At 40.2% G+C, this 26,751-nt stretch carries 25 protein-coding genes; 7 read left to right on the forward strand and 18 right to left on the reverse strand.

Annotated features, from left to right (window positions below; translation table 11 throughout):
• Position 1: 1 nt before the first annotated feature.
• The 4 genes from IGJ45_RS10455 to IGJ45_RS10470 form a co-directional block, all read right to left on the reverse strand.
• Positions 2–1,096 (reverse strand): DUF871 domain-containing protein, encoded by a 1,095-nt coding sequence (locus IGJ45_RS10455; protein ID WP_081131655.1) that lies wholly within the window; start codon positions 1,094–1,096, stop codon positions 2–4.
• Positions 1,093–1,344, reverse strand: a complete 252-nt coding sequence (locus IGJ45_RS10460) for a hypothetical protein (protein ID WP_216661509.1) — start codon at positions 1,342–1,344, stop codon at positions 1,093–1,095. Before IGJ45_RS10460 ends, IGJ45_RS10455 begins: the two co-directional genes overlap by 4 nt.
• A gap of 271 nt (positions 1,345–1,615) precedes the next feature.
• Positions 1,616–2,914: a PTS sugar transporter subunit IIC gene (locus IGJ45_RS10465; RefSeq protein WP_349703826.1), complete on the reverse strand. Its 1,299-nt coding sequence runs from the start codon at positions 2,912–2,914 to the stop codon at positions 1,616–1,618.
• A gap of 135 nt (positions 2,915–3,049) precedes the next feature.
• Entirely contained in the window at positions 3,050–3,541 is a 492-nt protein-coding gene (locus IGJ45_RS10470) for a GNAT family N-acetyltransferase (protein WP_081131658.1), read from the reverse strand.
• Between the two features lie 439 nt (positions 3,542–3,980).
• Between IGJ45_RS10470 and IGJ45_RS10475 the strand changes: the two genes are divergently transcribed.
• On the forward strand, positions 3,981–4,301 hold the full coding sequence (locus tag IGJ45_RS10475) for a DMT family transporter (RefSeq protein ID WP_081131659.1): 321 nt from the start codon (positions 3,981–3,983) through the stop codon (positions 4,299–4,301).
• Between the two features lie 252 nt (positions 4,302–4,553).
• On the opposite strand, the gene IGJ45_RS10480 is transcribed toward IGJ45_RS10475, so the two are convergent.
• On the reverse strand, positions 4,554–4,718 hold the full coding sequence (locus tag IGJ45_RS10480; protein ID WP_003126127.1) for a hypothetical protein: 165 nt from the start codon (positions 4,716–4,718) through the stop codon (positions 4,554–4,556).
• A 152-nt stretch (positions 4,719–4,870) separates the two neighbouring features.
• Positions 4,871–5,740 (reverse strand): cation diffusion facilitator family transporter, encoded by an 870-nt coding sequence (locus tag IGJ45_RS10485; protein ID WP_021149989.1) that lies wholly within the window; start codon positions 5,738–5,740, stop codon positions 4,871–4,873.
• Between the two features lie 627 nt (positions 5,741–6,367).
• On the opposite strand from IGJ45_RS10485, the gene IGJ45_RS10490 reads away from it, so the two are divergent.
• Both IGJ45_RS10490 and mprF read left to right on the forward strand, forming a co-directional pair.
• A complete protein-coding gene (locus tag IGJ45_RS10490; RefSeq protein ID WP_003126124.1) occupies positions 6,368–7,093 on the forward strand; it encodes an alpha/beta fold hydrolase in 726 nt (241 codons plus the stop codon).
• Between the two features lies 1 nt (position 7,094).
• On the forward strand, positions 7,095–9,641 hold the full coding sequence (mprF, locus tag IGJ45_RS10495; RefSeq protein ID WP_349703827.1) for a bifunctional lysylphosphatidylglycerol flippase/synthetase MprF: 2,547 nt from the start codon (positions 7,095–7,097) through the stop codon (positions 9,639–9,641).
• Positions 9,642–9,787: 146 nt separating this feature from the next.
• On the opposite strand, the gene IGJ45_RS10500 is transcribed toward mprF, so the two are convergent.
• On the reverse strand, positions 9,788–10,744 hold the full coding sequence (locus tag IGJ45_RS10500; RefSeq protein ID WP_005471067.1) for an SPFH domain-containing protein: 957 nt from the start codon (positions 10,742–10,744) through the stop codon (positions 9,788–9,790).
• A complete protein-coding gene (locus IGJ45_RS10505; RefSeq protein WP_060814083.1) occupies positions 10,741–10,953 on the reverse strand; it encodes a hypothetical protein in 213 nt (70 codons plus the stop codon). Before IGJ45_RS10505 ends, IGJ45_RS10500 begins: the two co-directional genes overlap by 4 nt.
• A gap of 234 nt (positions 10,954–11,187) precedes the next feature.
• Between IGJ45_RS10505 and IGJ45_RS10510 the strand changes: the two genes are divergently transcribed.
• The gene (locus IGJ45_RS10510) at positions 11,188–11,598 is read left to right on the forward strand and encodes an organic hydroperoxide resistance protein (RefSeq protein WP_349703828.1); all 411 of its coding nucleotides are present in this window, start codon (positions 11,188–11,190) and stop codon (positions 11,596–11,598) included.
• A gap of 57 nt (positions 11,599–11,655) precedes the next feature.
• Positions 11,656–12,087: a MarR family winged helix-turn-helix transcriptional regulator gene (locus IGJ45_RS10515; RefSeq protein WP_003126119.1), complete on the forward strand. Its 432-nt coding sequence runs from the start codon at positions 11,656–11,658 to the stop codon at positions 12,085–12,087.
• 109 nt (positions 12,088–12,196) lie between these two features.
• On the opposite strand, the gene IGJ45_RS10520 is transcribed toward IGJ45_RS10515, so the two are convergent.
• The 3 genes from IGJ45_RS10520 to IGJ45_RS10530 form a co-directional block, all read right to left on the reverse strand.
• Positions 12,197–12,574: a hypothetical protein gene (locus IGJ45_RS10520; RefSeq protein ID WP_195957077.1), complete on the reverse strand. Its 378-nt coding sequence runs from the start codon at positions 12,572–12,574 to the stop codon at positions 12,197–12,199.
• 249 nt (positions 12,575–12,823) lie between these two features.
• Positions 12,824–13,213 (reverse strand): DUF7006 family protein, encoded by a 390-nt coding sequence (locus tag IGJ45_RS10525; protein ID WP_003126117.1) that lies wholly within the window; start codon positions 13,211–13,213, stop codon positions 12,824–12,826.
• Positions 13,214–13,569: 356 nt separating this feature from the next.
• Positions 13,570–15,402 carry a heavy metal translocating P-type ATPase gene (locus IGJ45_RS10530; RefSeq protein ID WP_005471057.1) on the reverse strand — a complete coding sequence of 611 codons (1,833 nt, stop codon included), beginning with the start codon at positions 15,400–15,402 and terminating at the stop codon, positions 13,570–13,572.
• Positions 15,403–15,735: 333 nt separating this feature from the next.
• Between IGJ45_RS10530 and IGJ45_RS10535 the strand changes: the two genes are divergently transcribed.
• A complete protein-coding gene (locus tag IGJ45_RS10535; protein WP_005471055.1) occupies positions 15,736–15,912 on the forward strand; it encodes a hypothetical protein in 177 nt (58 codons plus the stop codon).
• A gap of 71 nt (positions 15,913–15,983) precedes the next feature.
• Here the strand turns inward: IGJ45_RS10535 and IGJ45_RS10540 are convergent, their stop codons facing one another.
• Genes IGJ45_RS10540 through IGJ45_RS10550 form a run of 3 tightly spaced genes read right to left on the reverse strand, consistent with a single transcriptional unit; the run spans position 15,984 to position 19,764 of the window.
• Positions 15,984–18,146, reverse strand: a complete 2,163-nt coding sequence (locus tag IGJ45_RS10540; RefSeq protein ID WP_349703829.1) for an L-type lectin-domain containing protein — start codon at positions 18,144–18,146, stop codon at positions 15,984–15,986.
• Positions 18,147–18,151: 5 nt separating this feature from the next.
• Positions 18,152–19,174 carry a DUF916 and DUF3324 domain-containing protein gene (locus IGJ45_RS10545; RefSeq protein ID WP_438768677.1) on the reverse strand — a complete coding sequence of 341 codons (1,023 nt, stop codon included), beginning with the start codon at positions 19,172–19,174 and terminating at the stop codon, positions 18,152–18,154.
• Between the two features lie 14 nt (positions 19,175–19,188).
• Positions 19,189–19,764: a WxL domain-containing protein gene (locus tag IGJ45_RS10550; protein WP_349703831.1), complete on the reverse strand. Its 576-nt coding sequence runs from the start codon at positions 19,762–19,764 to the stop codon at positions 19,189–19,191.
• A 216-nt stretch (positions 19,765–19,980) separates the two neighbouring features.
• Between IGJ45_RS10550 and IGJ45_RS10555 the strand changes: the two genes are divergently transcribed.
• The gene (locus IGJ45_RS10555) at positions 19,981–21,501 is read left to right on the forward strand and encodes a helix-turn-helix domain-containing protein (protein ID WP_195452410.1); all 1,521 of its coding nucleotides are present in this window, start codon (positions 19,981–19,983) and stop codon (positions 21,499–21,501) included.
• Between the two features lie 136 nt (positions 21,502–21,637).
• Here IGJ45_RS10555 and IGJ45_RS10560 read toward each other — a convergent pair whose 3' ends face one another.
• The 4 genes from IGJ45_RS10560 to IGJ45_RS10575 form a co-directional block, all read right to left on the reverse strand.
• The gene (locus tag IGJ45_RS10560; protein ID WP_003126107.1) at positions 21,638–22,525 is read right to left on the reverse strand and encodes an SDR family oxidoreductase; all 888 of its coding nucleotides are present in this window, start codon (positions 22,523–22,525) and stop codon (positions 21,638–21,640) included.
• 177 nt (positions 22,526–22,702) lie between these two features.
• Complete coding sequence (locus tag IGJ45_RS10565) at positions 22,703–24,403, reverse strand: DUF4091 domain-containing protein (RefSeq protein ID WP_195452412.1); 1,701 nt, start codon at positions 24,401–24,403, stop codon at positions 22,703–22,705.
• Positions 24,400–25,380 (reverse strand): alpha/beta hydrolase, encoded by a 981-nt coding sequence (locus IGJ45_RS10570; protein WP_349703832.1) that lies wholly within the window; start codon positions 25,378–25,380, stop codon positions 24,400–24,402. Before IGJ45_RS10570 ends, IGJ45_RS10565 begins: the two co-directional genes overlap by 4 nt.
• A 3-nt stretch (positions 25,381–25,383) precedes the next feature.
• On the reverse strand, positions 25,384–26,748 hold the full coding sequence (locus IGJ45_RS10575) for a glycoside hydrolase family 1 protein (RefSeq protein ID WP_349703833.1): 1,365 nt from the start codon (positions 26,746–26,748) through the stop codon (positions 25,384–25,386).
• Positions 26,749–26,751: the final 3 nt, after the last annotated feature.

Below are 26,751 nucleotides of genomic sequence, written 5' to 3' on the forward strand. Positions count from 1 at the left end.
GTTAATCATTCCTCTCGGTAAATTTAAATTTGGTCCACGGATGAATATACGACAACAACAGCCGTTCTTCTGCGACAATTGATCCAACTTTATTTTTTCGCGGATCGCAATGAGGGGTCAACACCACCTGTAATTCGTTTTTGTACTTGCCAAAATCATCGTTGCCGATCACAATATCTCCAGGTTGGAATTCCTCCAGATTATCGTGGGCTGGGTTATCAAATTGCTTGTATTTTTTTCGGACTTCTGTTGATCGAATCATCCGATCAGTAATGTCCCCTCGACGGTAATGCTGCTCTTTCAGAACGATCTTTCGTTCGCATGAAGTGCTCTCCGGTGTAAAAGTCACCGAAAATTCTGTTTGGTAACGATTGATTGCGCCAAGTGCTGCAAGTTCTGCTTCTGAGGCATAGGCATTCCCAATGATTACATCATCGATCAATCCTGTTGCAAAGAGATGTTTTGCTGCGATCTCTACAGGTAAATGTCGATGCATCTCTAATGTCGGTAATCCGTCATTGATATCCCATGGACCGATCGTTCCAGACTGTGAAGTGATAAAAGCGGCAGTTCGAATTCCTTTGGCTTTAAAACGCTGGCTGCATTTTTCGAAGAACTCATACGGTAATGCGGTGCCTTCCTGAGGATAAAAATTGTGACAGCCATATAAGAAAGGCAAGTTTGCTTGATACGTCAAAATATTGTCTAAATAAGCGACGTCGTTGCTCATATTTAGCTCGATCGCCAATCCAAACGGATTATAAGTCAGCATTGCTTCTTTGCTGCCGTCAAAACCTAAATCCAAGCGGATGCCATCCGCACCCAATTCGTGGAAAAACGTCAAATCATCATAAGAAATTTCCAGCTCTTCAAAAATTGCCGGTGCAACATCCAAAATCGTTTCGTAGCCAAGTGATTTGGCAAATCTTAATAATTCTGAGAATTTCTTGCGAACAATTTCTTTGCCTTCTGTCACTTCTAACATGCTCATAAAAATTCGACTAAATCCATAGCGTTGAGCCAATTCTAAATAAGCTTTGTCTTCGTCATTACTGCTGTGGTCTGGATAAATAGAGATTCCTAGTTGTCTTTTCATTTTGTCCACTCCTTCTGCGCACCAATTTGAGAAAATTTTGTGATCAGCAACGTACTGCAACCAACAGTCAGTGTTGTCAAGATCACCGGGGCAATCGTTGTCCTGCCAAATAGCATAACGGCAATGACTAATACTAATAAGGATCCGGCTATCAGTGTGCGGAAGCGAATCTGCTGGATAAATGCTCCATGTCTGGTTAGCCAAATTTGTAATCCGATAAATAATAAACATGCATACATCAGCATCATTTTATGCACTTAGTCTCCTTTCGATCATCAAACGCGGATCCTCGCGCATGAACCACTGTTTAAGCAACAAATGAACCCTAATTGCTTCACTCAAAAGAACCATCTAGAAAGCACTCTGGGATTGAGGTGTTTACTGGGATGATCCCGTAGAATTGTTTCTGGTCACCTAGAAGAACTCGGTATTTCCCAGAGAGCTCATTTGGTTGTCATTTATGGATCGTTCTTTGCTCCTATCCCATCGTCTCGTTTGACTTCTTGATAAAGAGACCCTTCATTCTTGAGTCGCTTGTTCTTCTTCACGTTCTAATTGCTGTTTTTCAAAGACTTTATAGAATGGGTAATAGATCGCCAATGTGATCAAAAAGTTCACCACAACTAAGATTCCAGCGGCAACACTCCAATTTGTACTCATCCAAGCAGCAATGGGTGCTGGAATGGCAAATCCTAGACGGGCAGCCATCATTGGAACGATCCCTGTCGTCGTAGCAAAGTACGAAATTGTCGTTGTAATCAAAGGTGCTACAAGAAACGGAATCCCAAGAATCGGATTCATCACAATCGGAGCCCCAAAGATGACCGGTTCATTGATATTGAAAATACCTGGCAAAATCGAAAGACGTCCTAATTGTTTCAAATAGTTTGATTTTGAGAATAAAAACAAGACAACCAGCGCAAGCGTCGTTCCTGCCCCACCAATCCAAACAAACCATTGCAGAAATTGTTCTGTAAAGATGTTTGGTAATTCATGCGCATTGCCGGTTGATTGAAAAACTTCCATATTTTCTGCAATCGAGATATCCCAGAAAGGACGGATCACCGGACCCATGATTGCTGGTCCATGAATTCCAAGAACCCAGAAGAAACAAATCAAGAAAACTGTCAATAAGCCGCCAAACAAACTGTTTCCTGCTAAAACATCTTTCAGCGGCATCAAAAGGTTACTTAAGAAGCCATTGATATCAAAACCGATGATATGACGAATGACCCAAAACAAAACAAGAATCGCTCCCCCGGGAATCAATGCCATGAAGGAATTGGTCACTTCAGGGGGTACACCATCAGGCATTTTGATCGTGATATTTTTGACAATAAAGAAGCGATAGATTTCCACTGACAAAATAGCTGTGACAATTGCACCAAATAGTGATCCAGAACCAAGGTTAGCAACATTGATGAAACGTCCAGCATCGATCACACCTTCTACCGATTCAAGAACCCGAATTGGTGGTGCTGCCGTGATCAAAAAGGACATTGTTGCCAAAATACCTGCTGTCAATGAGTCTAGTTTGTAACTTTTTGCCAATGAAGATGCGATACCAAAGGTCGCATAAAGTGCAAGCAGACCAACAGTATAGCGAAACGGAATGTCTAGAACTTCACGATATGGTTCAATAAATGCTGCAACTGACTCAATAGGAAAATTCAATAATATCGTGAAAAAGGAACCGACGATCGTCAATGGTAATGTGGCAATAATTCCTTTACGTATGGCCACCATATGTCGCTGCATACCTACCTTATTTGCCACTGGCATTAACTTTTGTTCAATAAACCCTACAAATCCATTCATTTTAGCCCTCCTAATTATAACATTATAATCTTTACAAGGACAATATAACACAGTTAAAAAGGTGTGTAAACGTTTTTTTAATAGGAAATAAGCTTTCTTCCCACAAACTGAGCGATGGAAAAAAGCTTATGTCTTTCATTGTTTGAATGTTTTTTCGTAGATATAGTCATCCATTACAAAACCTTGACCGATATCAACCTTTCGTTCCCCGACCCGGACAAAACCCCGGTGTTCGTAGACGGCAATCGCTTGTTGATTGCCTTTATTGACGTTCAAAAAGAGTGTTTTGCCAGCGGCTAAAGATTCAACCCAATCAAATACTTTGCTGGAGACGCCTTTTCCTCGCATAGCAGGTGTTAAATAAAGTTTACTCAAATACAGACGGTCTGCCTCTTCTTCGTAAGCTGTGTAGCCAATAATCTCATCTTCTAATCGAAGAATAAAATAAGCGGCGCCTTCTTTGATTTCTTGTTGGATCGTTTCTGGAGATTGATAAGTTTCTAGCATATAGCTGACTTGAGCAGACCCGATGATAGGTGTAAAGACTTCTGACCAAATCTCCTTAACGACAAGCTCTAATTCTTGAATCTCCTCTAAAGATCGGACTGGTTGAAATGTAATTTTCATGGTGGACTCCTTTCAAAGATGTATCCCTACATATCTTTATTATATCGGAATGTTTTTTAAATAAATAGAAAAGTCTTTCTTTGTCTTAACTATTGATAATGTTGTCTATCCGCAATTGAAAGAAAGATTTAGCACCATCAGAAAGTTCTGCTGATCGCATCAAGTTTGTTAGGAAAAATTAGATGCGATGACGAGAAACAGGACCAGCTCATTTTCTGGAACAGTTTCTCTTTCTTTCAATTTTTATCCGAAAGTGCTACCCCTCATTTTTTCGATAAGTTTTTTTCATTCCCCAAAAAAATCCGAGTGTGCTATACTGGTTACAAGAAAATAGAGACTGCCACCGGGTAGTTAAACGAGGACGATCATTCCAGTAGGTCTTAGAAGGAATGGTCTTCCTCTTTTTGTTTTCTAAATAATCAAAAAGGAGGGAAATAGAATGGCTTGGCTCGAACTATTATTAGCTGGCGTACTGGAAGTATTCTGGTCCACAACGATGAAATGGAGTGAAGGATTTACAAAAATCAATTTTACGATTTACACCATTATTGGTATGATCGCCAGTTTTTTCTTTTTGTCGCAAGCAATCAAACAACTGCCAATGAGTTTATCCTACCCTATCTGGACTGGGATCGGTGCGGTGGGTTCAGTCATCATTGGTGTGGTATTGTTCCATGACAAGATAAACCCAGCCACTTGGCTTTTTGTTGGATTATTATTGATCAGTATTGTAGGCATTAAAATGACTAGCGGTCACTAACCTCAAAAAGTTTTTTTGAAGTCTTTTAAAAGACTTTTATAAAAATCGAATCACTTCTTTCTACCGAAATCTTTCTTATTTCTACTTTTGCTTTCCTCTAGGATATCATCAGACTACTGATCTTCTCTGACAAAAGAAAAGTTGGATTACCTTCATTCTTTCTTTTCTCAAAGGCTAAAAAAGCAGCAGCTTGATCATTGATGGATCAAACTGCTGTTTTTCTTTTTGTACTTGACTAAAACGAGTTGAATCTCAAACGAGTTCAGCTTTTTTTTCTGTAATTTGTTTCTGAAGAAGGGCTAATATCTGTCTATCTTCTACTGATAAAATATAATTTTTACAAATTTCTAAAAGGACAGGTTGTCCCACTTCATTAATTTTTTTTGCTTGAAGGTCAGTGATATTTATCGTCTCCATACGATCCCTACTTTCTTTTTCTGATAAGAATAGTTTGCCATTCTTTCAATAAAAAAAGAAGCAACGGGATGTTTACATGCTAGAAACGTGGTGTTTACACTGTTTTTTTTAACTTACACAACACAAAATGACCCTTAAAAATAAATCGGCGATTAATCTGGTTCAATATGAATATCTGTATCATAGACATTGAAACGATCAGACAGCAATGCTTCTATGGCATCAGCTACTGCATGACTTTTTTCAACTGTCAAATATTTGTCCATCGTAATAACAATATCAAGAAACACATTTGCGCCATACATTCTGCCGCGAATACTCTTGACAGATTTTACTTCCGGAAAATCGGCTACGACTTGTTCGTACTCGTTGACCAATGTTTGATCAAAACCATCTGACAATGAGAAGGCACTTTCTTTAAAAATATCAATGGCCGTTTTTAGGATCAGAACAGCGACAACGATCGCTGTTAGACTATCAAGCCACCCCCAGCCAAAAGAAGCGGCAAAAATGGCAATGGCGGTTCCGATGCTGGTCCAAGCATCGCTACGATTGTCTTTGGCAGCAGCAAGCAGTGCGGAACTTTTTACTTGTGCAGCCAATCTTCGATTAAAGGTATACACACCATACATGAGAATAGCCGAGACCACACCTATAATTGCCGCAAGCATATCAGGACTTTCTGTCTCCCCTTGGATCAAGGACCAGACAGAGGAATAAAGTACTTGCAGCCCTACAGCAAGCATGATCAATGACGTAATCAAACTTGCTACATTCTCTGCTTTCCAATGTCCATACTTATGTTCTTCATCAGCCGGTTTTTGAGCTAAGCGTAGACCTATCAAAACAGCCACTGAAGCGATTATATCGGTGGCATTATTTAAACCATCTGCCCATAAAGCTTCCGATCCAGCTATTTTACCGATCAATAATTTAACGAATGAAATCAATAGATAGGCAATGATACTAAGCAGAGCGCCCTTTTCTGCTCGCTTCAATTCTTCATATCTAGTCTCTCTCATTTATTTCCCTCCAGCATCAAGATAACAACTTGAAAATAATAACTGAATTCCTAAAACTTTGCAGTAATTATTGGAGAGATATAATCTTTTAGGAATAACAAACATTTGCTTTCTGCGCCACGAATGCATCTTGCAGGTCAAACTGAATGAAATAAAAAAATCAGAAGGCACCTTATGGATTTCCTTTAGACATGTTAAACAACCTTTAAATCATTCATTGTTCCCCCGTTTAATGAAAACCATTGTCACTGAATGGGAGACATTATGGGGTATCCTTGCTGCTTTGCGTAGTTCTCTTCTATAGTTCTCTTCTATAGTTTTCTTCTATGGTTTTCTTCTATAGTTCTCTTCTATAGTTTCCTTCTAAAGAAATAAGAAGGAAAAATACGGGGGAAAATGTGAAAATTTTCTATTTTGGCAAAGTTTTCTGTTCCATTTCGAAGTGATCTCCTAAGATATGGCTAGAAATGAATCTAAAGAGCAGCATCTGTCTGATTTCTTAATATAATAAGATAGCAGTTTTCTAAGACAAAAATGAATAAACGATGATTATTTCTAGTGAAAAATCACCATTTGATTTTATCAATCGCGAGCTTCAAGGTATACTCAAAGAAAGTAGGTGAAAAAATGGAATCTGAAAAGTGTTATGCCAAAATGCAAGATGGCTCGGTCCTTTACTATGAGAAAATTGGAAAAGGCAAGCCATTATTCTTATTGCATGGCAATGGCGGGAGCAGTGCTTACTTTGCTAATCAGATAGCTGAATTAAGTCAGAAACATCAGCTGTACTTGATAGACAGCCGTGGGCATGGCAAATCAACGAATACCCGCAAAAAAATTGATTTTTTCTTGATGGCTGATGACTTGTATGCCATTATTCAAAAAGAACACCTGTCAAAGGTAGCTCTTCTAGGCTTTAGTGATGGCGCAAATTTAGCTATGGTGTTTTGTTTTAAATATCCGGAATTAGTGAGTTGTCTGATTTTAAATTCCGGCAATACGGATCCTAAAGGGGTTCGGCTGTTTGCACGGATCGGCAGTCTGATCCAATATGCAGTCGTTTGGCTTTGCGCGCCTTTCGATAAAGGCATGCGTGGTTTTTTACCGATTCTTGCACTACTCTTTCGTAACATCGGTTTATCAGCCACCGATTTAAAAAAAATTACTGTCCCAACACTGATTTTGGTAGGAAAAAGAGATTCAATCAAATTGTCTCATTCATTTTATTTAGCCAATCATATTCCGAATGCCAATTTCATGGTAGTAAAGGGACAAGGACATAGTTTTGCTCGCAAAAATCCAAATATATTCAATCAGAAAGTTCTTTCTTTCTTAGATAAGGTGGGACAATAAAATGAAACTTTTTACATGGATTCGTAACCATCTCTCCTTGTTCAAAGGACTCTTTTTGATCGCTGTAGCAGTGATCGTTTTAGGTGAATTGCTTTCCTTAAGCAAGACGATTTCCGTCGATCAATTGACGACACTGTTTTCCGAATTAGCGGTTTGGCGCGTTGCATTGATGTTTTTGATTAGTTTGCTTTGTATTGCGCCAATGATTGGTTATGACATTATCTTAAATCGGCTCTTAGGACAAAAGCTTTCTGCCCGTTATTTAAGTGAAACAAGCTGGATCATCAATACCATGAATAATCTTGTAGGATTCGGCGGTTTTATCAGCATTGGTCTTCGCTCCGAATTCTATGGCAAAGAAAAAAATGGCAAAGATGTTGCTCAAGCAATTTCGAAAATTTTTATTTATCTGATGTCTGGGTTATCGCTTTTATCATTACTGGCATTAGGGTTCGTCGTCTTTGGACCAACAACTGATTATCTGCAGCAATATTGGATTTGGCTATTGGGAGGAAGTTTGTACTTTCCAGTGGTCTATGTCTTAAGTTTGTCGAAGAAGAATGGCTATTTAGGCGGTCTGACCCCTTCTGACCGCGGTCAACTGATTTTGGTTTCATTATTGGAATGGGTAGGGGTATTTACGGCCTTTATCACCACCGGTATGCTGATGGGGATCTCTGTGGATATTTTTCAAATACTGCCATTATTTATTGCTGCATCTGTGATAGGGATCGTATCAATGATTCCCGGAGAATTAGGAACCTTTGATGTCATGATGATCATGGGAATGGGTTCATTGAATATTCCCCGAGAAAGCGTCGTAGCGTGGCTTCTGCTATTCCGGCTATTCTATTACATCATTCCGTTTTTGATTGGGGTGCTTTTGTTCTCTAAAAATGTCAGTGTAACGCTCAACACACGCTTTTCTGGTATTCCTAAAGGATTGCTTTTAGAAGTATTCCATAAGATTGAAGTACTGTTGCTCTATTTGACTGGTACGATGCTGGTTTTGTCAGCAACGATTCCGGAAGCATTTGACCACATTCAGTGGTTAGCCCATCTTAATCCGATACGGTTGAATTTTGTCATGCAATACCCAAGTATTTTCTTAGGCTATCTTTTCATCATTGCTGGTCGTGGGGTTTCAGCTCGTGTTTCGCGCGCTTATTTTCCAACATTGCTGTTGATTGCAGCAACGATCGGCTATGCGGTCTTAGCCGGTTTCCGCTTTTCAACCATGTGTTTCTTGCTCTTCTTATTGGCGATTATGGTCCTTTCCAAAAGTGAACTATTTCGTAAGCAACTGGTTTATTCTTGGGAATGGCTGACGATCGATGGCCTTTTGATGGGATCTTTGACTGTCCTTTATGTGATTATTGGGGTCTATAACATGCCCCATTTAAATCGTCATCCCGCCCATCGTTCCATTGATTTTCTTTTGTTTCCTTCTGAAAAGTTATGGTTGCAAGGCTTTCTGGCTATCATGATCGTCGCTATCGCGGTCTTGCTTTTCTCACGCTATTTAATGGGACCCAAACATCAAATTGGACAGAGACCTGAGAATGAAAAAATCTTGACTCTTTTAGAGACCTACGGTGGTACTAGTGATAGCCATCTTGTCTTTTTGAAAGATAAAGAAGTCTATTTCTATCCGAACGAGACCGATCCTACCGTCTTTTTCCAGTTTACGACCTATAACAATAAATGTTTGGTCATGGGGGACCCAGCTGGTAAGCAAGAGGATTTTGCTGCTGCACTAGAAGCCTTTATCACAGAAATGGATCAGTGGAATTATTTGCCTGTCTTCTATGAAAGCAGTGAAGAAATGGTCATGCTTCTTCATGAATTCGGCTATGACTTCATCAAATTTGGTGAGAAAGCCTTCGTGGACCTACAGAATTTCACCTTGTCTGGCAAAAAAATGAAGGGTCAACGGGCATTAAACAACAAAATCAATAAAGAAGGCTTTACTTTCGATGTCCTACAACCACCGTACAATGCGGAAACATTTGCTAAGCTACGAGATATTTCTGATCGCTGGCTAGATGGTCGCAAAGAAAAAGGTTTCTCATTAGGATTTTTCTCTGAAGATTACTTGAGCACCGTCCCAATCGCTGTCGTCAAGAACCAACAGCAAGAAATTGTGGCATTTGCTTCTTTTATGCCTACTTATCAGACAGGTTGTGGGTCAATCGACTTAATGCGTCATGATCCTGAAAAAGCACCTAATGGCACAATGGACTTTTTGTTCATCAATCTCTTCGATTATTTTAAAAACCAAGGATTCGAACAGTTCGACTTAGGGATGGCCCCGCTGGCGAATGTAGGGACGTTCAGAAGCAGTTTCATTCAAGAACGGATCGCCTATTTGATCTATAACTTTGGTTCTCACTTTTATTCCTTTGAGGGATTGCGGGAGTACAAGAGCAAGTATGCAGCGAATTGGTCTCCTCGTTATATTCTCTATTCCAGAGATAGTTGGATCGGTTATGTGATGATCGCATTGTTGATAGTAGACAATCGAACTATTACTGCTTCTTCTCTTTAGGATAAAAAAAGACTGCGCCACAAGTACCAATAAAACAACAACTATCCAGTAATCAATCTATTGTTCAACAAATCAAAAACGAGCTCCAGCCATGTTTATCAAACAATGGGTGGAGCTCATTTATGTTGGTTGATTCAGTTAGTTTGTTATTCGCTGGTTTTGTCTGTTTGTTCCCAGAGTTGTTTCACAACTGGAATATTGCCTAATTCTGTCATGTTTGATGGTAGAATGACTGTATTCGTCTTACTGTTGACAATATCTTTAAAGGCTTCAATGCCCAAGTAAGAGAGTGAACGTTCGTCTAATTGACTTTCTTTGATTGCTTCATTGATGGCTAAGATCCGTTTACGTTCTGCTTCAGTAATTTTAGCAATTCGTTCTGCTTCGGCGTCTGCATCGATCCGTACACGTTTAGCACGAGCTTCCGCATCAATCTGAGTTTGTTCCGCTCTGGCTTGGGCATCGATCGTCATTTGAGAAGCTTTGGCTTCCGCACTTAAGACAGCAGAAGATTTCTCCCCTTGTGCCCGCGTGATCATGGATTCTTTATCCCGTGAAGCAGTGATCAGTTTGTTCATTGATTCAATGATTTCTTGCGAAACTTTGATCTCACCAATATTGATTCGGTCGATCGCCAACCCATACCCCGCTGTGATATCTTTAATGGAAGTAAACAACGCCACGTTGATTTCTTCTGTTCCGTTGAGAACTTCATTTAGATCCATTTTCCCAATGATTCCTCGCAAATTGGATTGCGCATCTTGGATCATAGAAACGACCGAGTTTTCATTATCATAAACAAACGCCCGGACATCTGTGACATGGTATTTGATGGCTTCATCAATTTGAACGATAACATTATCCTTCGTGATAGCACTTTGTGGTTCAATTTCTAAAGGAATCTGTTTAAGTGATACTCGTTCTCTGACTGTATATAAAATAGGGACTAAAAAGTGTAGACCTGGTTCAAGTGTCTTAACATACTTCCCAAAACTCTCAACTACTTTTACTTCACCTTGTCGAACGATAACAGCAGTGCTTGCCAACAGCCAAATCGCGATCGCTATGACAAGAACGATTAAGATAATTTGTACGATGATCATTGAATATACCCTCTTCCATTTTCAAATAATGTATTGTTCACTTGTGTCAGCAAGATCCCATTTTCAACGCCGATGATCTCCAGCATCACATTCTCTGCTGGAATACCGGCAACAACCCGATATTCAGTATACGTACCAAAGATTCGAATGAATCCGGCATAATGATCTGTCGCGGAACGAAAATATTTCCCGACTGCGCGGTTTTCCATATATTCTACGATTTTAGTCACCCTCTTCACTAACCAACTATCCTTAGATTCTGTGCTATCATCATATCATGTTTTGCCTTGCTACACAGTAATTATTTAAACTTTTACTTTCAATTTAATGTAAAAACAAGTAAAAATAAAAAAACCTGCTTTTGCAAGCAACTTAATTGCTTTCCACAATTAAATTGCGTACAATCTAATTGTACAAAATCAAAAAAACAGGAGTGAAGTTAGATGAAAAAAATGTATTCTACAAAGATGATCAACACAGGTGGTCGTTCAGGAGAAGTTCATAGTCCTGATCATTCCTTCGAATTATCCATCGCAGCACCTGGTAAACGGGTCGAAAATGCCACTAACCCAGAACAACTTTTTGCCGCTGGTTTTAGTGCTTGTTTCAACAGTGCTCTTGAACTTGTAAAGCAAAGGAAAGGAATTGATGGCGCATCAACTGTAAGTGCACAAGTTTCACTTTATGCCGAAAATGAAAGTAGTTTTGTTTTAGGAGTAGAGATTGAAGGATTTATAGAAGGTCTTTCATTAGATGAAACACAAGAATTACTAGAAATTGCTCATACCGTATGTCCTTATTCAAAAGCAACAGCCGGCAATATTGAAGTAACCGTCAAAGCCGTTAGTGAGTAGACTTTCCGATACAAAAAAGCTATGATAAGAAGCGTCAGTATAAAAAGGAGTGAGGACATGAATGACTTAGCACTTGAAAACCAACTATGTTTTCCTCTATACGCCGCTTCGAAAGAAATTATCAAGCATTATAAAGGATTACTGGACCCTCTGGACTTGACCTATACGCAATATCTCGTGATGCTCGTCTTATGGGAGCAAGGAACATTGACAGTAAAAGAATTGGGCGATTCTCTGTGTCTGGACTCTGGAACTTTGACTCCGGTTTTAAAGAAACTCGAAATGAAAGGCTATCTTTCAAGAACTCGCAATCAAGAGGACGAACGTTCTTTAAATGTGTCCTTGACAGGAAAAGGGCAGCTGCTCCATGATTCTGCGGTGAATATTCCCAGTAAAGTCAAAGATTTCCTGCCATTGTCTCCTACAGAACTAGCTGATTTGCATCGCTTGACGACAAAAATGCTGCATCAGTTTCAGAAAACTAGCTAAAAAAGATCCGACTTACAGGATTGCTCGAAACGTTAGCCGAAAAACTAACTTCTTAAGCGCAGTCCATAAGTCAGATCTTTTTTTGTTGGCTCTCTTTGGACAAGCAAGATCACTGATGGTCTTTTGGCATTGAAAGCTCTTGTTTTTTGGCAGTAATTTTGTCCATTAACATCGCTAACTGCTTTTCTTCGAGACGACCAATCGCCACCTGAAGCATAGCAAAAATCTGATCTTGGTTAAGAATCGACTGCAGTACTTCTAATTCAGTCACTTTGGGTTGAAAACGACGTGCTAAAACCGAACCGCTCATTTTGATGCTCGCAACTTCCAGTATGCCTTTATTGACTAATTTTCTGATGACTGATAACGAAGTGTTGCGATTCAAGTTAAAACGCTCACTAAAATCACTGCAACACAGTGGTTCCTGAGCTTTCCAAAAACAAATCAGAATCTCCCACTCTTTTTTTGAAAAATTCAAATAATCCATATATGCCCCTTTCTCTTTGCTCATTCCATGAACAATGTTATATAGCTAATTTCCTGAATCCAGTCTAACTGTAACGCTGAATTGAAAAGACTTTTCAGTTATTCTTCATTCATATATCAATAATAATCTATATTTACCATTTTTTCAAAATATTTTTAAGATTATTGAATAAACAAAGCGTAAATTTAAACAAATAAACAGCCGACCACTGATGCTGGTCGGCTGCTCCTTGCGATTTTAGGAAATCATTTATTTGATATTGAAGATAAGGCTTTCATGTTCCTGATCTTTCAAAGAATAACCGCAAGATTCTTTATTTAAATGAGTATAATCGGTTTCGATCATTTGGATGATTTCTTCTTCTGTCAAGAATTCATCTCTTACTAGAATCAATGAGTTCAATAAAACAAACCGTGAATCATACCCAAGTATTTCTGGAAAAAGTTCCCAAAAATTTGAACCATCTATTTGTTGGACAGCACATTTGAAAGAATCAATCAATTGATGGATGTAAGTATATACCTTAGGGTACTCTACTTCCACAAGGTCAAGCACCTCTTTATCGATTACTTTCTCCAAATAGTCGGCTGTTTCTTTATAGAGCATTAAATCAATCACGCGAATTATCAATCCTTTCATGCGGACAGTTCACAGTCAATCTACTGAAACTTCCTACGTATATATATATCATAAAATCGACTAAAATTATTCTCATTTTGAGGGAATAACGAAGAAAAAAATGAGAATAACATCACAAAGTATGAGTGAAGCTGAGTTATACTCAACAAAACAATGATTTTAGCCAAGAAAAATTTGTTATATATAACGGTAGTATTATTAAAAAAAAGGAGGATTTTTACGGACCTGCTTTAAGAATCAAAAAGGCCCGTAACTTATAAGGCAAACATAGCCAGATAATCTAAGTGTCTTGCATCTGCTATCACAAAAATCACAGTTATCGGGTTTGTTTGCTCTTAGTCACGGACCTGCACCTATTAATGTGCCTGATGATTGACTGAAAGAGATGATGCTGTGCTAGTAGAATGATCATTCTTAGCACGAAGTGCAGATAGAATGGATACTGTATCGATCACTTCTTGTAACAAAGCGCCAAACAACGCTGGGATCACACCTGTGCTGGCAATCAACATTAAAACGATACAAATGAAGATTCCTAGCAACACGGATTGGCGGGCGATTCTCATCGTGTCTTGAGAAATCTGTACGGCTTGAGAGACCTTGCTGAGATCATCTTGTAGTATTACCGCATCTGCTGCTTCCGTTGCAGCACTAGTACCATGGGCTCCCATAGCAATGCCTATATCAGCTGCTGCTAAAGCTGGGGCATCATTGACCCCATCCCCCACCATGATGATCGGGCGTTCAGCTGGTTCTGTTTCTTTTATAACGGCAATTTTTTTTGCCGGCAAGCAGTCTGCTAGAACGGTTTCGATCCCTGCTTCAGCTGCGATCTTCCGAGCAACGAATGCTTGGTCACCTGTCAACATGATCGTCTTTTTCAATCCTTGATGACGCAACTGCTCAACCGTTTGTTTGGCTTCCTTGCGTAATGTATCTTCAAAAAAGATCGTTCCTATCCATTGGTCATCTTTCCCAACACAAACATTGGTTTTAGCTTCATCTACACCAACTGCTCCAACAAATTCAGGTTTACCGATTTTGATCTTGTGTCCAGCAACTGTTGCTTCGATCCCTTGCCCTACCACTTCTTTCAAGTTGGTGACTGGCAGCAAAGTCAGCTTTCGTTCCATAGCAGAAGCAACCAGAGAACGGGCGAGAATATGAGTGGAATCCTGCTCAGCACTAGCCGCAATGCGCAAAAGCTCTTCGACCGATAGTTGATCAGCAGTCACAGTTATTTTTTCAACGTGCAACTTTCCCTCTGTCAATGTGCCTGTTTTGTCAAAAGCGATCGTTTTTGCTTTGGCTAATTTTTCGATCGTGGTGCCGTTTTTCATGACAATCCCATTGCGGCTTGAGCGACTCATGCCTGCTACTAAAGCCACTGGTGCTGCCAAGATTAATGGACAAGGTGACGCCACTACTAGGACTTCCGCAAAGCGAACAGGATCTTTTGATACAAACCAAGCAATCCCCGCAATCACATAGGCTGCCAACGTAAATGGTACGGCATACTGATCCGCTAAACGAACAAAGCGCGCAGGTTTTGCTTCAGATTCTTTGACTAAACGAACAAGAATTTGATATTGGCTATCTGCTGCTTTTTTCGTCACTTCAAAAGTAATCGCAGTTTCCCCATTGACTGAGCCAGACATCAATTCATCACCAGGATTTTTCTCTACAGGTCGTGACTCACCAGTCAAGGATGATTCATCGACAAGGGTATTTCCTTCAGTGACACAGCCGTCTACGGGAACGATTTCTCCCGGGCGGACGATGACCAGATCACCAATAGCTAGTTCTTCAACCGGAACATCTTTTTTATCATTTAGCCGATGGGCGGTCTGTGGAGAACGTTGCAACAGTTGCCGAAGTTCTCGGCTGGCTTGTTTGCTGGCGTATTCTTCCAAACTATCGCCGCCTGTCAGCATGATCAAAACCATCAAACTGGCCCAATATTCGCCAACAGCAAGTGTAGCAACAATGGCTGTGATCGCTAACAGATCCACGCCATATTTTCCTGAACGCAATGTTTGGATCATGTCGATCAACATCGTCAACGCTGTCAATCCGCCGATGATCGCGATCAAACCAAAAGCAATGGGAGGTCGATCAAAGCCAAATTCAGCGATCAACGCCGCAGCTCCTACGCCGATGGCAATCAAAAATTTACTTAAACGATTCATTTTATCCACCTCACCTTTCACCAAAAGCGTACCACTTGCAGGAACGAAATGAAACAAAAAACCGTTAAATGAGAAAGAGAATCGTTAACGTAGCAGGCTTTCAAGCCGTTTTCAAAGTTCATCCGCCTCATTGTAGATAAACCTACTGCTGGTGTTTTAAGGTAGCACGTCAAATCTCCCGAATCATTCATGCCCAAGAAAATAGCCTATCCGCGGTCACTGATTGCTTTGAGAGGAGAACAGCGTTATCTCGGACATAAACCCGTTGTCCATGTATAATTGATAGTAAGAGATTGATGAAACATCGATAAAATTGTAAAGGAGACGGATCAAATGAAAAAACACTGTAGGTGCGGAAAAAAACTAGATGGCGCTGAAACGAAATGTGCTGCTTGCAAACAAAGCAAAAAACAAAAAATCGAGTCACTTGAGAAATTTGTCAAGTATGGCAGTTTTGCCTTGGCTGCCCTTTCTTTAGTACTAAAAGTAGTCAAAGATCGGGAAAGCTGAGTTCTTATCCTTAGACAGACAAAAAAACGCCGAAATGGCGTTTTTTTGTCTGTCTTTCTGACCAACGTGCATTAGTCTGTGATCGTGCTGTCTAACTGCCAATTGACTTTTCCTTGATAGGTTCCTGGGGAAAGGGTCTCTATCTTAGGGGCAAACCGTAAATAACAATTATACTGACTTAAATCGAGAGAGAGATCTTTATCGCTAGGCGTCTGCTCAAAAAGTACTTTTTTATCTGAAGTAATGGTGCAAAACAATGAATTATCAGTAGAATCGTATAGAACTAGTTGGACTTCATCAGCCAATGAGGCGCCACTATTCATAAATGGGGTGGTTTGTCCCGATAATTTCCATGTACCTTCACTCGTATTGCTGATTGCGAGAGGCTTGCTGGTTGTTGCAATTGGAACTTTTATTGATACCAAGCCATTAGAATCCATTGCTCGAGCCAACTCGTTGATTGTGACTGTTGTTCCTTTGAAAGATTCTGGGACTGATTTTAATTCGACGATTCCTCGAAAATCAATGGCAAAGTAATGGATTGCTGATGAATTGCCTTCTGTGTCAACGACATATGTTGCAAAATAATAGGTAGTCCCTGGGGAAAGATCACTCGTCTCTGACTCTAAAGTGTAGTGAAAGGGATCTGACAAATCTGTTCGTTCAAGAACTGTTTTTAGAGTAAAGTCTTCTTCCTGTAATTCCTTCTCTTGTGAAAATAAATCACTTATAAATAATTGCGCCTGCGTAGAATTACTATCTTCCACAGAGATGTCAGTATAGGCATTTCGATTTTGTCGAAGGATCGGCGCAGTTTTCTGCGCTTCTGACATTGTGGCTTGTCCGCTGGTCAATGTTGGTGGGAGTTTGCCTTTTACCGTATAAAAATGGGTAGCGGCTCCTCCTGAAGTAAAACTGGATATAAAAGCATTTCCACTAAAGGTAGTCTCAACTGGTATTACTTCATCAATATTCGCATCTACAGGGGTCCCACTATACTTGACCCTAAAATGAACAATATAGGCATTCCCTTTTTCCAATTTCGGCAATACTACACTTATTTGTCCTGTCTCTCTTATATATTCGATTGGGGACCCCCCATCAGGAAAACCGTTGATCATGGTATCTTCTGGTTTACCAAAATAGACAGTATCTTTCACAGATACATTATCTGGAAGTGTGAGTTTGAGTTTAATCCCTGGATTCAAACTTGATAGATCGCTTGTTTGTTTAAAATCAATATAGGTTGCATAAGTAATCTCTTTACTTGCATCCACTTCAATTGGTTTATCCATTACTGTTCCTGTGTCCAGCATAAACTGATCTGGCTCTCTTTGGAAGACGCCCGTTCGCATATCAATTTCGACTAGACCTTGAACATCGACGAAAGCGACTGCTTTGTTTTGGGCAAATCCGCCATTGGCACCGGTAAAACCAAAATAAACTGGCGCCGAATTTGTTAAATTAAGATTGCTTTTAAAAGTATCATCGACAGGAATCGATACATCTACATTAAAATCTGGAACAGCATAATGAAACTGTTGCGTAGATTCATTGTAATCCACGATAAAGGTATGCCAATTTCCATCGGAAATGTCCGTAACGCCAACCGTGTTATAGTGATTTAAGACTTTATCCACCATCAGCCAGCCGTCTGTCGTATAAGAAGCATCGGAACCAGGGTAAGACCAAGCAATATGGTGTCCCTTTGTTGTCACATCACGATCCATCATCCGATCAGTAGCAAGGATACCGCCATTATTGTTGTAATATGTATCAAATTCAATTGCGATACTATTTGCGATTGCACCTTGACTAAGTGGGTCTGTTCCAGAAATATTCGACCAAACTCCAATTGTTGATCCAGCTTCTGAAGCTAGTGCTTGAGGCCCGCTACTTTGCATCACAAAAGCCAGTCCATCGCTATCATTAGCCGTATTCTCAATATAGAAAGCCATTTCCAAATGGAAATCTCGTGTGAAAGAAATCGGATTGTTGAACCAAACTGCCCCGCTAGAATTTATGGTTGTGTCATTGATTTGAACGTAGTTATGCCCTTCTACACCTTGCAATGAACCTGCTTTACCTGCAGTAGAGATCATTACTTGATTAATTGGTAAAGTAGCAAAGTCCGGCGCAGTGACCGCCGCAAAGACTGTTTGCTGTCCTTGCAACAGCCAAAAAGTTCCTATAAAAAGAAGCGATAAACAAAAAGATTTTAGCATTTTTTTCATTCTTCTCACTCACTTTCATCGGAGTTTTTACGCCGCTTCACTAACAAGAAAAGGATGATTGCAATCAATAGAATGATTATAGCAATCAATAGATAGAACAGAAAATTTCTTTGAGCGATATCCGCTGCATATATCGTAGTTCGGTTGACAGCTTTTGCTGCTTGACGATCGATAACGACCTTATCATCAAAAACCCATGTGCCTCGCTGAGAGGATAATTCGATGCGAATCGTATAAGTGCCCGGTTTGAGTTCTTCTTGTTCAAATTCACTATAGAGATCTAAGACAGAGTTTTGTGCGAATTGAAAATTTTCTGACTTAAAGCCACCGACGATAGCTTGATTCTTATTACGTATCGTCGTATTCACGGAAATATTCCCAAATGCGACGGGACGAATATTACTGATACTGCTTTTTAAAGTTGGCTTGCCATTTTTTTCGACTGCTTTAGTTTCAACTAGTTTTAAATCTGGCTTTGGCAGCTCTTGTAGACTTTGACGCATTCGTACCCCTAACTGCAACTGATAGTTTGATTCCAAACTTGTATCAGCTTCGTGAGCAGTTTCCTGAGGTTTGACTTCTTCGAACAAAAAAGCCCCTAAGATTTCTCCGTCAAACACTGTTTCCTTTAAATCAAGTGTAAAAATCACCTTTCGTTCCTCACCAGATTTTAGGCGTACTTCTTGAATGGGGTTTGAAACAAAGCTAGTAAAAGACTTACCTCCATAGTCTTCGGCCGTTTTCTTTCGTTGATAACTGATGATTCCAGTGGAAGCAGAATAACTATTCAGTGCATCAGCGGTGATCGTTATCTCTTCGGAACTCGTATTGTGTACGGCGATAATCAATTCCTGAACAGTCTCTTTATTTACCAGCAAATCGAAATAAGTTGCTTCACTTGCTTGATTTTGGGGAAGTTCTGGTATAACAGTAAATCTGGTGGTCTCAGCATAACCACGAGTCACAGGAAAATAAACAAAGCTGATAAATAAAAAGATCCATACTGCATTCTGAAGAAGTCTTTTCATTGTCATCCATCCTATTACTGTGCTTGATAAGAATTAGATAATGTCCACGTAATCGTTCCTGTATAGTCACCACCATAAACATTTTGTTGGGGAACGGTCAACGTTGTGGTCGAAAAATCAAAGGTATTGATTGCTAACCCAGTTGCGCCATCTGCGGTTGCTACTGAAGTAGGATCGGTAGCTCCAGCAACCAATTCAGCATTTGCTGATAAAGCTGCATCTCCTGCTGTTTCGGTACCTTTTAGTGTAATCTTTGCATTTGCTAATTCTTTTTGATCGGCATTCGAGATTTTTGATAATTTTGCTGTTAATTGCCAACCAACTGTGTTTGGACCACGAAAATCAGAAACAGATGACGTTTCATTTGATACCGTGGTGATCACTTTCTCTTGTTGAGCGAAATCTGCGATATTCCCAGTACCAAAATCAAAATTTGAAACACTATCAAGGGACAAAATCCCTGGATTGATGGTTAGAGATGCTTCACTGGTCATTGAAGTAGATGGATTTGCTTCCGCAGCTAAACCAGTCACTGGGACCCCTAAACTACTTACTCCTAAAATACCTAATGCCAACACCATTTTTTTCATAAGTCATTCCTTCTTTTTTGTTTATTAAACAAGATGCCAATTTTCTGGCAATACTTTCATTTTTTCAACCACAAAAAAATGATTGTTTCTTCATCGCCTCACATTGACTTCTCATTTGTACTTAGTATAATCAAAAGTACCAAAAAAACAGATCACAAAACCTTACAAATAGGCTTCATATTTTGCGTAAAAATGGAGCAAAAAAGGAGAATACTGATGTACCGAGAGTTCATTTCTCCCGCAGAGGAAAAAAAGCTTGATATATTCAAAGCAGTATGTAACACCAATGGAATCAGCTTATTAAAATTATCAAGAGTATTGAAAATCCCCATCAAAAGCTTGCAAAAACATATCTACTTTTTGAATGAAGACTTGAAATATCTGTCCGTCAACCTTTGTCTCGCCAAAAATTCCTACAACCAATATTGTATCGAAAGAAATGGAGATAGTGCCGAACCTTCTTATTCACAGCTGGTCTATCATTACTTGCTCAGTTCTCCACAATATCAACTGGTTCAGTACCTTATTGGGCATACAGATTCTTCAATGTCCCAGTTATGTTCGGATCTTCACGTTAGCCAATCTCACATGTATCGTCTGATAAAAAAAGTCAGTCTAATATTAAAGAAATTTCACCTCTCAATCTATTCCAATGAAGAAAATATTGTCGAACTTGCTGGAAGAGAGTTGGATATCCGCATCTTTATTTATAGTTTTCTTACGCAAAGTGCACCAACCGAGTTTCAGCTTTTATCTGATCAATATATAACAGAATTCGAGCAATTCAACAGCTTTTTTGATGCTACTCTCTTAGATCAGTTGACTAAAAATAAATTGTTTGCCTTTTGGAAAACAATTACCATCCGACTTTCTCAAAAGAAATATTTGCCTGAAATCGAGAAAAAAGCTCAAGCACTCTTGAACTTTTACTCCTTTTTGCCGATGGAAGTTCTCGATTCGTTCTTTTTCTCCAAAACTAATTTAGATAAACGGATCGCTCAAGCCGAATACTTGTATTTAAATTTCTTTTTGCATATTTTCCTTCCTGCAGTTGTTGATCGCCAAAAGATTCAAGAGAGTATTGCGCTGGTTTACCAATCAAAAAAGCCTCTCGTTCATTTTTTTATTGATATGATCGAAGATTGGCGACAAAAATTTGTGCCGACTATGAAGCAAGATTCATTTGACCAACTTCTAAACAGTTGTCTCTTATTTTTTAATCTATCGATTTTTATCGATGTTGATTTGCTGAAAGTTTGGAATTTAGACTATAACTTGCCCGATGAAAGTTCGATTGACAACAATAGTCAAACTTATGTAGCAATTGCTCACTTGTTAACAGAACATGTCAATACCTTTCCAAACAATGATTTAGACAAAGAATTCTTTCACCGTAAACAATTGCGCTATCTTGCCCAACTACTCTATCTGGAAACCACCATGCATGAAAGTCCAACTATTCGGATTTACATTCGAACAACGATTCAATATCGAACCAAAATGCTGATAGAAGCCCGTATCCGATCCATCTACTCAGAGAAGTCGGTCTCATTCACTAAAGATATCGAAGGGGCGGACTTGATTATTACCGACAATTACGAAGAAGTAGCGATAACGGAAAAGCTTCTGCTACTCTCAGATATACTTAATATGTATGAATGGGAATCTTTGTTTGCAAAAATCAATCAAGTAATTACCAAAAAAATGTTTGCCCTCACTTGCAAATCCTCTTGTTGAAACAAATTTTTTATCATGATTCCATAAAAAAAGCGAAGCTGAAATATCAGATGGGTTCCTTGCTAAAGCAATGCAAGGCCTCTGTATTTCTTACTTCGCATTTTTTATTGTCGTAAGCGTTTTTTAACAACGGGTTTTAAGCAAAGAAGCTTCCGCCTGTTACACTATAGACTTGTCCTGTGACATAGCTGGCTTCATCTGACGCTAAGAAAACATAAACTGGCGCTAATTCAACGGGTTGGCCAGCCCGTTTTAATAATTCTTTTTGTCCAAACTCAGGGATCGCTGATTGTGGTTGTCCTCCTGAAATTTGTAGTGGTGTCCAGATTGGTCCTGGTGCTACAGTATTCACGCGAATACCTTTTGAACTCAATTGTGCTGCCAATCCTTTACTAAATGAAGTGATCGCTCCTTTGGTTGCTGCATAGTCTAACAGATGAGCACTAGGTTCTGCACTTTGGATGGAAGTAGTGGTAATGATACTGCCGCCAGCCGGTAAATAATCCAGGGCTTCTTGAACTGTCCAATACATGGAGATGATATTCGTTGTAAATGTGTCCGTGATTTGTTGGGTGGTCAAATCTTTAATATCTTTGACCGCTTGTTGCATACCTGCATTCAAGACCAAAATATCTAAACCATCCAACGCTTTCGCTGCATCATGAACCAACTGACGCGCAAAAGATTCGTCTTTCAAATCGCCAGGAATCAATACAGCTTTTTGACCTGCTTCTTCGATGATAGTCTTCACTTCTTGGGCATCTTCTTCTTCAAAAGGCAAGTAGTTGATAGCCACATCCGCGCCTTCTTTAGCAAAAGCAATGGCTGCTGCACGACCGATGCCTGAATCCCCGCCTGTGACTAATGCTTTGCGGCCTGCTAATCGTCCTGAACCATTGTAGCTAGTTTCACCACAATCTGGTACTGGCTGCATTTTTCCTTGGACCGCTGGTGCTTCCTGTTCCTGCTTTTCAAATGTGCCGTTATAGTACTTCGTTAATGGATCATTGATTTTTTTTGACATGTTCATTTCCTCCTTATTTTTTTCATGCTCGTCATGTAGAACCATGACCTTACTTAAAAGTGTAGAGGAATGTTCATGAAATGAAAAACGAAACGCTCACTTCATGGAAAAATGCGTTTTTCTTGCAATTTTTGAAAAAAAGGACCACGAATCCTTAAGGATTCGTGGTCCTTTGATTTATTTTGCGATTATTGTTAATAGCGCGTCACGGAGAGCCTCATAATCAGATGCTGTTTGTAGGAACAGATCTGGCTGACTTTGGTGACTATCTACCATCCATTCTTGACTATTGGGATTTGTCAAAAAAGTATCCAGTAAGTCTGCTGTCTGTTCTGGCTGCTGTCTTTCAGCTTGTTTGACTAGATAGAAATCTTCGATTCCCCGCTGTAACTGTTTGTAGCGTAGCGACAGTGCCAAATGTCCGGAGTAAGCTGGATAGATCAAGCACATATCGCCGATCGGCAGCGAACTCGTATTGTAGCGAATATCTTCCCGCGCGTTTTCCGGCCAACAATTAAAAGCCCAGCGTAAAAGCCCATCGGTTTTAAAATGGTGGGCCAAGATCCCTTGAACGCGAGTTTCAAGTAATGGACTATGGAGGAATGTATTCGGCTTGTCTGGGTAATTGCAGACATAATACTGGGTTTTTCCTGAATGACTTTGACTCAACTCTTGGTAATGATTGCAGGTACAGTAATAAGAAGTCACTGGATAATCAACCAATGGCAAAAGTTCCGTCAAGACATCCTCTTTGTCAAAAGCGACTTTGACTTGCAGCGTCTCATCGATTGCTTTTAATTCAGCAAGCGACTCTTTGAACAGGTTGATCTGATGTTTTTTTGGTTCATCGGAAACGATCCGGACTTTTTTCCAGACACCCAGCTCTTTAAAGTGGGCAAAAACTTGTCCAATGTAGTTTTGCAAATCTGCTTTCTGCTGAATAAACATCATTTTGCCAGTCGCTTCATCTAAGTAACGAACCACTAATGCCTCCGGATAATCAATAGGCACTACCGGGAAGAAAGGCGGCTGCCAAACACCTAACAGACCAAAAACATCGATCTCTTGATCAATCCCTGCTTGAAAGAAACAATTCAAATACCGATCCAAGACAGAAAAATCACAGGTGATAGCCCCTGATTCTGTCTTATTGACGTTGATCATTGAATACTCATAGAGATTCGCAGGATAGTCTTTGACGATATAATTAAACCAACCTTTCCAAGGAATTTCACCGGCAATCACAGTAATCGCCTTTTGACCGATTTTGGCCAAACTTGCTGCCATTTCCTCTAACAGACAGAAGTGTTGTTCACTCCATAGCGGTACATCATAAGTTCGCGCAAGAATCGATGGCTGTTGCCAAACATCTAAGTTAAAGCCATCGCGGTAATCTGCCGGAAATTCAAATGCGGAAACTTCCACCGTGATTTTTTTGCTTAAAACAAGTGAATCAGCGCCGGCCAATTGGGCGCGGTAAATAGTGATCTCCACTGGATAGCTGCCTGCTGCAATGGACTGATCCAATGGGAATTCTAAATAAACTGTAGCCATCCGATCTCCTGGATAGGTTTTGGCTGTTTGATCCAGCAATTTATCTGCAAAATCGATTTCCTGCTGTCCAGTATAATAGCCGACAAATTGACTCGTAACCGGCAATTCGCTAGTAATTTCGATCCGGTACATAGGGATCTCGATTTCGTCAGGGATCGCAAATTCACGTCCTAAAACAAAGTGGTTTCGCTTGCCATCATGCAGTAACAGTTGACAAGCGGCAAAACTATTTTTGCACCCTTTCACCGTTGATAGTTCAGCTGGCACCTCAGCAAAAGGTGTCGTGGCTGCTTTATAACTTTCATGAACGAGCCAGGCTTTCATTCTATTTCTCCTCTCCTTGGATCCACCAGCTGGGCAACTAACTGATCACATTGTGCTTGTGGGAAGCGTTCCGGAATGATGGCAGTCAACTGTTGCAAACTGAAGTTTTTTACGATTTTGAAGGTACTCTTCTCTTGCCAACTAGGAAAACTGTTGACTAATAAGGCGCGATTTTTCGGTTCTTTGATCAAGGCTGCAATGGACCATTCAACAAGCGCAGCTGGCATTTCACCTGTCGATGATTCCGCCCAGTTGATCTCCATCCATTCCACGCACTCGTTAAACCAGCGTCCAAAACGGGGATCGACCATTTCTTCTCGGTTACCGAAACGCTCCGTTGCCAATGAAAGACCGTGTTTGCCTTTTTGAAAAAGATGCGTTTCGAAAGGCACATCATTTTCTTCCAACGCCCGCAGATATAAAAGTGAATTCTCAATTGGTACCACATTGTCTTCAAACGTCGAAAAGACAAAAGTAGGCGGCGTTTCTGGCGTCACACAAGTTTCTAATGACGGGGCCTTGATCTGCATGACTTTTGCAAAAGATTGTAAGATCGCAGGATAACCTAAAATACAAAGACTCGGTTTTCTCTCAGAAAGCGTTGATAATGCAGCTGCCAGATGACCACCGGCAGAAAAACCAATCACGGCGATTTTCTCTGCATCGATCGAAGGCCATGCTCCAGCACTCATTTCGGTGATTTTAGCTAGTGCTTCTTGCGCATCTTGTAAGGAAGCGTCAAAACTGCGAAACTCCCCGACATGATAACGAAGCACCCCCGCATGGTATCCTTGAGCAAGAAAATTCAATGCAATGGGTTCCGCTTCCCGTTCGCTACAAAAGGAATAGCCTCCTCCGGGAATCACTAAAATGAATGGTCGTTTGCCGACGCGGGCAAACTCAGGCTTTTCTTCATGAAGGTAGACGGTTAATCCTGCCCCTGCTGCTTCATCGAGAGAGTATTCTTGCATGTACATAACTTACTCTCCTAATCCATTTTGTGCAATCACTTGTTGGTACCAGTAAAAACTATCTTTTTTCACTCGGGCTAAATCCAACAAATCATCTTCTGTGCGATTGACATAAATGAAGCCATAACGTTTCGTGATGCCTTCATGGGTACTGATCAAATCGATCGCACTCCAAGGACAATACCCAATCACTTCGACGCCATCTTTGACGGCTAATTCCATTTGAGCAATATGCTGCTGCAGATAATCAATGCGGTATTGATCGTGCACCTGTCCATCTTCTGTTAAAACGTCTTTGGCTCCGATACCGTTTTCGGTGATCAAAATCGGCAACCGATAGCGAGAATAAACTTCATTCAATGTAAAACGGAACCCTTCTGGGTCAATGGGCCAGCCAAATTCAGTCATTGGCAGATTTTTATTTTCAACTGCTTGGAAGAACCCTGGAATTCCAAAGCCTGATTGCTGATCGATTTTATTTTCTTTCTGATAATAACTGCTGACGGTCATCGTGTTGTAGTAATTCAATGCAATATAGTCACAAGTGCCGTCAAGAAGGATTTGACGATCTTCTGCCGTAACTTCTGGTGCGGCACCAATGGTTTCCAATAAGTGCCAAGCATTGTGATTGTATTTCCCAAAAACGGCCACATCAAGGAACAACCAATTTCTCAAGGCACTCATGTATAAAGCGGCCATCTGATCTTCAGGCTTATCCGAAGCTGGATATACACTGGCGATGTTTGGCGCTGGACCAATCTTTCCAATGTGATCGCCGGCATGGAAATGCTTCGTGACTAACGCTTGTGCCACCAGCATATGATGGTTTTCTTGGAATTTTTCTTTCATACTCTTTTGGCTTGTACCGATGACAGAACCAGCTAATGCCATCACATTTTGTTCATTGATGGTTTGCCATAATGGTACTTTGTCACCAAAGTGTTCAAACAGCACTTGGCAGTAGTCTGCAAAAGACTGAATCGTTTCCCGATTTTCCCAGCCACCTTGTTCTGCGATATAAACCGGTAAATCAAAATGGAAGACAGTAACGACCGGCTGAATCTCGTTTTCAAGCAATAAATCGATCAATTTCTGATAGAATGCCAAACCTTCTGGATTAACGACGCCATTTGGCATGACACGACTCCATGAAATAGAAAAACGATAGGCTTTCATGCCTAGTTTTTTGAACAATTTGACATCTTCTTCATAGCGATGGTAATGATCCGAAGCCACTTTAAAATCTGTGGTTCCAGCAGGAATCTCTTTGACATCTTGGACAGAAGGACCTTTTCCATCAGTATCCCAAGCCCCTTCTATTTGATAGGCACTGGTTGATGCCCCCCATAAAAAATCATTTGGAAATTTACTCATACA

Source organism: Enterococcus sp. DIV0574, assembly GCF_051711125.1.
Taxonomy (GTDB): Bacteria; Bacillota; Bacilli; order Lactobacillales; family Enterococcaceae; genus Enterococcus_D; species Enterococcus_D gallinarum.

Excerpts from the sequence above, each read along its gene's own strand:
- IGJ45_RS10575 (WP_349703833.1), bottom strand. The coding sequence starts at position 26,748 with ATGAGTAAATTTCCAAATGATTTTTTATGGGGGGCATCAACCAGTGCC.
- IGJ45_RS10525 (WP_003126117.1), bottom strand. The coding sequence starts at position 13,213 with ATGAAAGGATTGATAATTCGCGTGATTGATTTAATGCTCTATAAAGAA.
- IGJ45_RS10510 (WP_349703828.1), top strand. The coding sequence starts at position 11,188 with ATGAAAAAAATGTATTCTACAAAGATGATCAACACAGGTGGTCGTTCA.
- IGJ45_RS10560 (WP_003126107.1), bottom strand. The coding sequence starts at position 22,525 with ATGTCAAAAAAAATCAATGATCCATTAACGAAGTACTATAACGGCACA.
- IGJ45_RS10540 (WP_349703829.1), bottom strand. The coding sequence starts at position 18,146 with ATGAAAAAAATGCTAAAATCTTTTTGTTTATCGCTTCTTTTTATAGGA.
- IGJ45_RS10470 (WP_081131658.1), bottom strand. The coding sequence starts at position 3,541 with ATGAAAATTACATTTCAACCAGTCCGATCTTTAGAGGAGATTCAAGAA.
- IGJ45_RS10500 (WP_005471067.1), bottom strand. The coding sequence starts at position 10,744 with ATGATCATCGTACAAATTATCTTAATCGTTCTTGTCATAGCGATCGCG.
- IGJ45_RS10565 (WP_195452412.1), bottom strand. The coding sequence starts at position 24,403 with ATGAAAGCCTGGCTCGTTCATGAAAGTTATAAAGCAGCCACGACACCT.
- IGJ45_RS10505 (WP_060814083.1), bottom strand. The coding sequence starts at position 10,953 with ATGGAAAACCGCGCAGTCGGGAAATATTTTCGTTCCGCGACAGATCAT.
- IGJ45_RS10460 (WP_216661509.1), bottom strand. The coding sequence starts at position 1,344 with ATGATGCTGATGTATGCATGTTTATTATTTATCGGATTACAAATTTGG.
- IGJ45_RS10555 (WP_195452410.1), top strand. The coding sequence starts at position 19,981 with ATGTACCGAGAGTTCATTTCTCCCGCAGAGGAAAAAAAGCTTGATATA.
- IGJ45_RS10520 (WP_195957077.1), bottom strand. The coding sequence starts at position 12,574 with ATGGATTATTTGAATTTTTCAAAAAAAGAGTGGGAGATTCTGATTTGT.
- IGJ45_RS10515 (WP_003126119.1), top strand. The coding sequence starts at position 11,656 with ATGAATGACTTAGCACTTGAAAACCAACTATGTTTTCCTCTATACGCC.
- IGJ45_RS10545 (WP_438768677.1), bottom strand. The coding sequence starts at position 19,174 with ATGAAAAGACTTCTTCAGAATGCAGTATGGATCTTTTTATTTATCAGC.
- IGJ45_RS10550 (WP_349703831.1), bottom strand. The coding sequence starts at position 19,764 with ATGAAAAAAATGGTGTTGGCATTAGGTATTTTAGGAGTAAGTAGTTTA.
- mprF (WP_349703827.1), top strand. The coding sequence starts at position 7,095 with ATGAAACTTTTTACATGGATTCGTAACCATCTCTCCTTGTTCAAAGGA.
- IGJ45_RS10485 (WP_021149989.1), bottom strand. The coding sequence starts at position 5,740 with ATGAGAGAGACTAGATATGAAGAATTGAAGCGAGCAGAAAAGGGCGCT.
- IGJ45_RS10455 (WP_081131655.1), bottom strand. The coding sequence starts at position 1,096 with ATGAAAAGACAACTAGGAATCTCTATTTATCCAGACCACAGCAGTAAT.
- IGJ45_RS10480 (WP_003126127.1), bottom strand. The coding sequence starts at position 4,718 with ATGGAGACGATAAATATCACTGACCTTCAAGCAAAAAAAATTAATGAA.
- IGJ45_RS10535 (WP_005471055.1), top strand. The coding sequence starts at position 15,736 with ATGAAAAAACACTGTAGGTGCGGAAAAAAACTAGATGGCGCTGAAACG.
- IGJ45_RS10570 (WP_349703832.1), bottom strand. The coding sequence starts at position 25,380 with ATGTACATGCAAGAATACTCTCTCGATGAAGCAGCAGGGGCAGGATTA.
- IGJ45_RS10465 (WP_349703826.1), bottom strand. The coding sequence starts at position 2,914 with ATGAATGGATTTGTAGGGTTTATTGAACAAAAGTTAATGCCAGTGGCA.
- IGJ45_RS10530 (WP_005471057.1), bottom strand. The coding sequence starts at position 15,402 with ATGAATCGTTTAAGTAAATTTTTGATTGCCATCGGCGTAGGAGCTGCG.
- IGJ45_RS10490 (WP_003126124.1), top strand. The coding sequence starts at position 6,368 with ATGGAATCTGAAAAGTGTTATGCCAAAATGCAAGATGGCTCGGTCCTT.
- IGJ45_RS10475 (WP_081131659.1), top strand. The coding sequence starts at position 3,981 with ATGGCTTGGCTCGAACTATTATTAGCTGGCGTACTGGAAGTATTCTGG.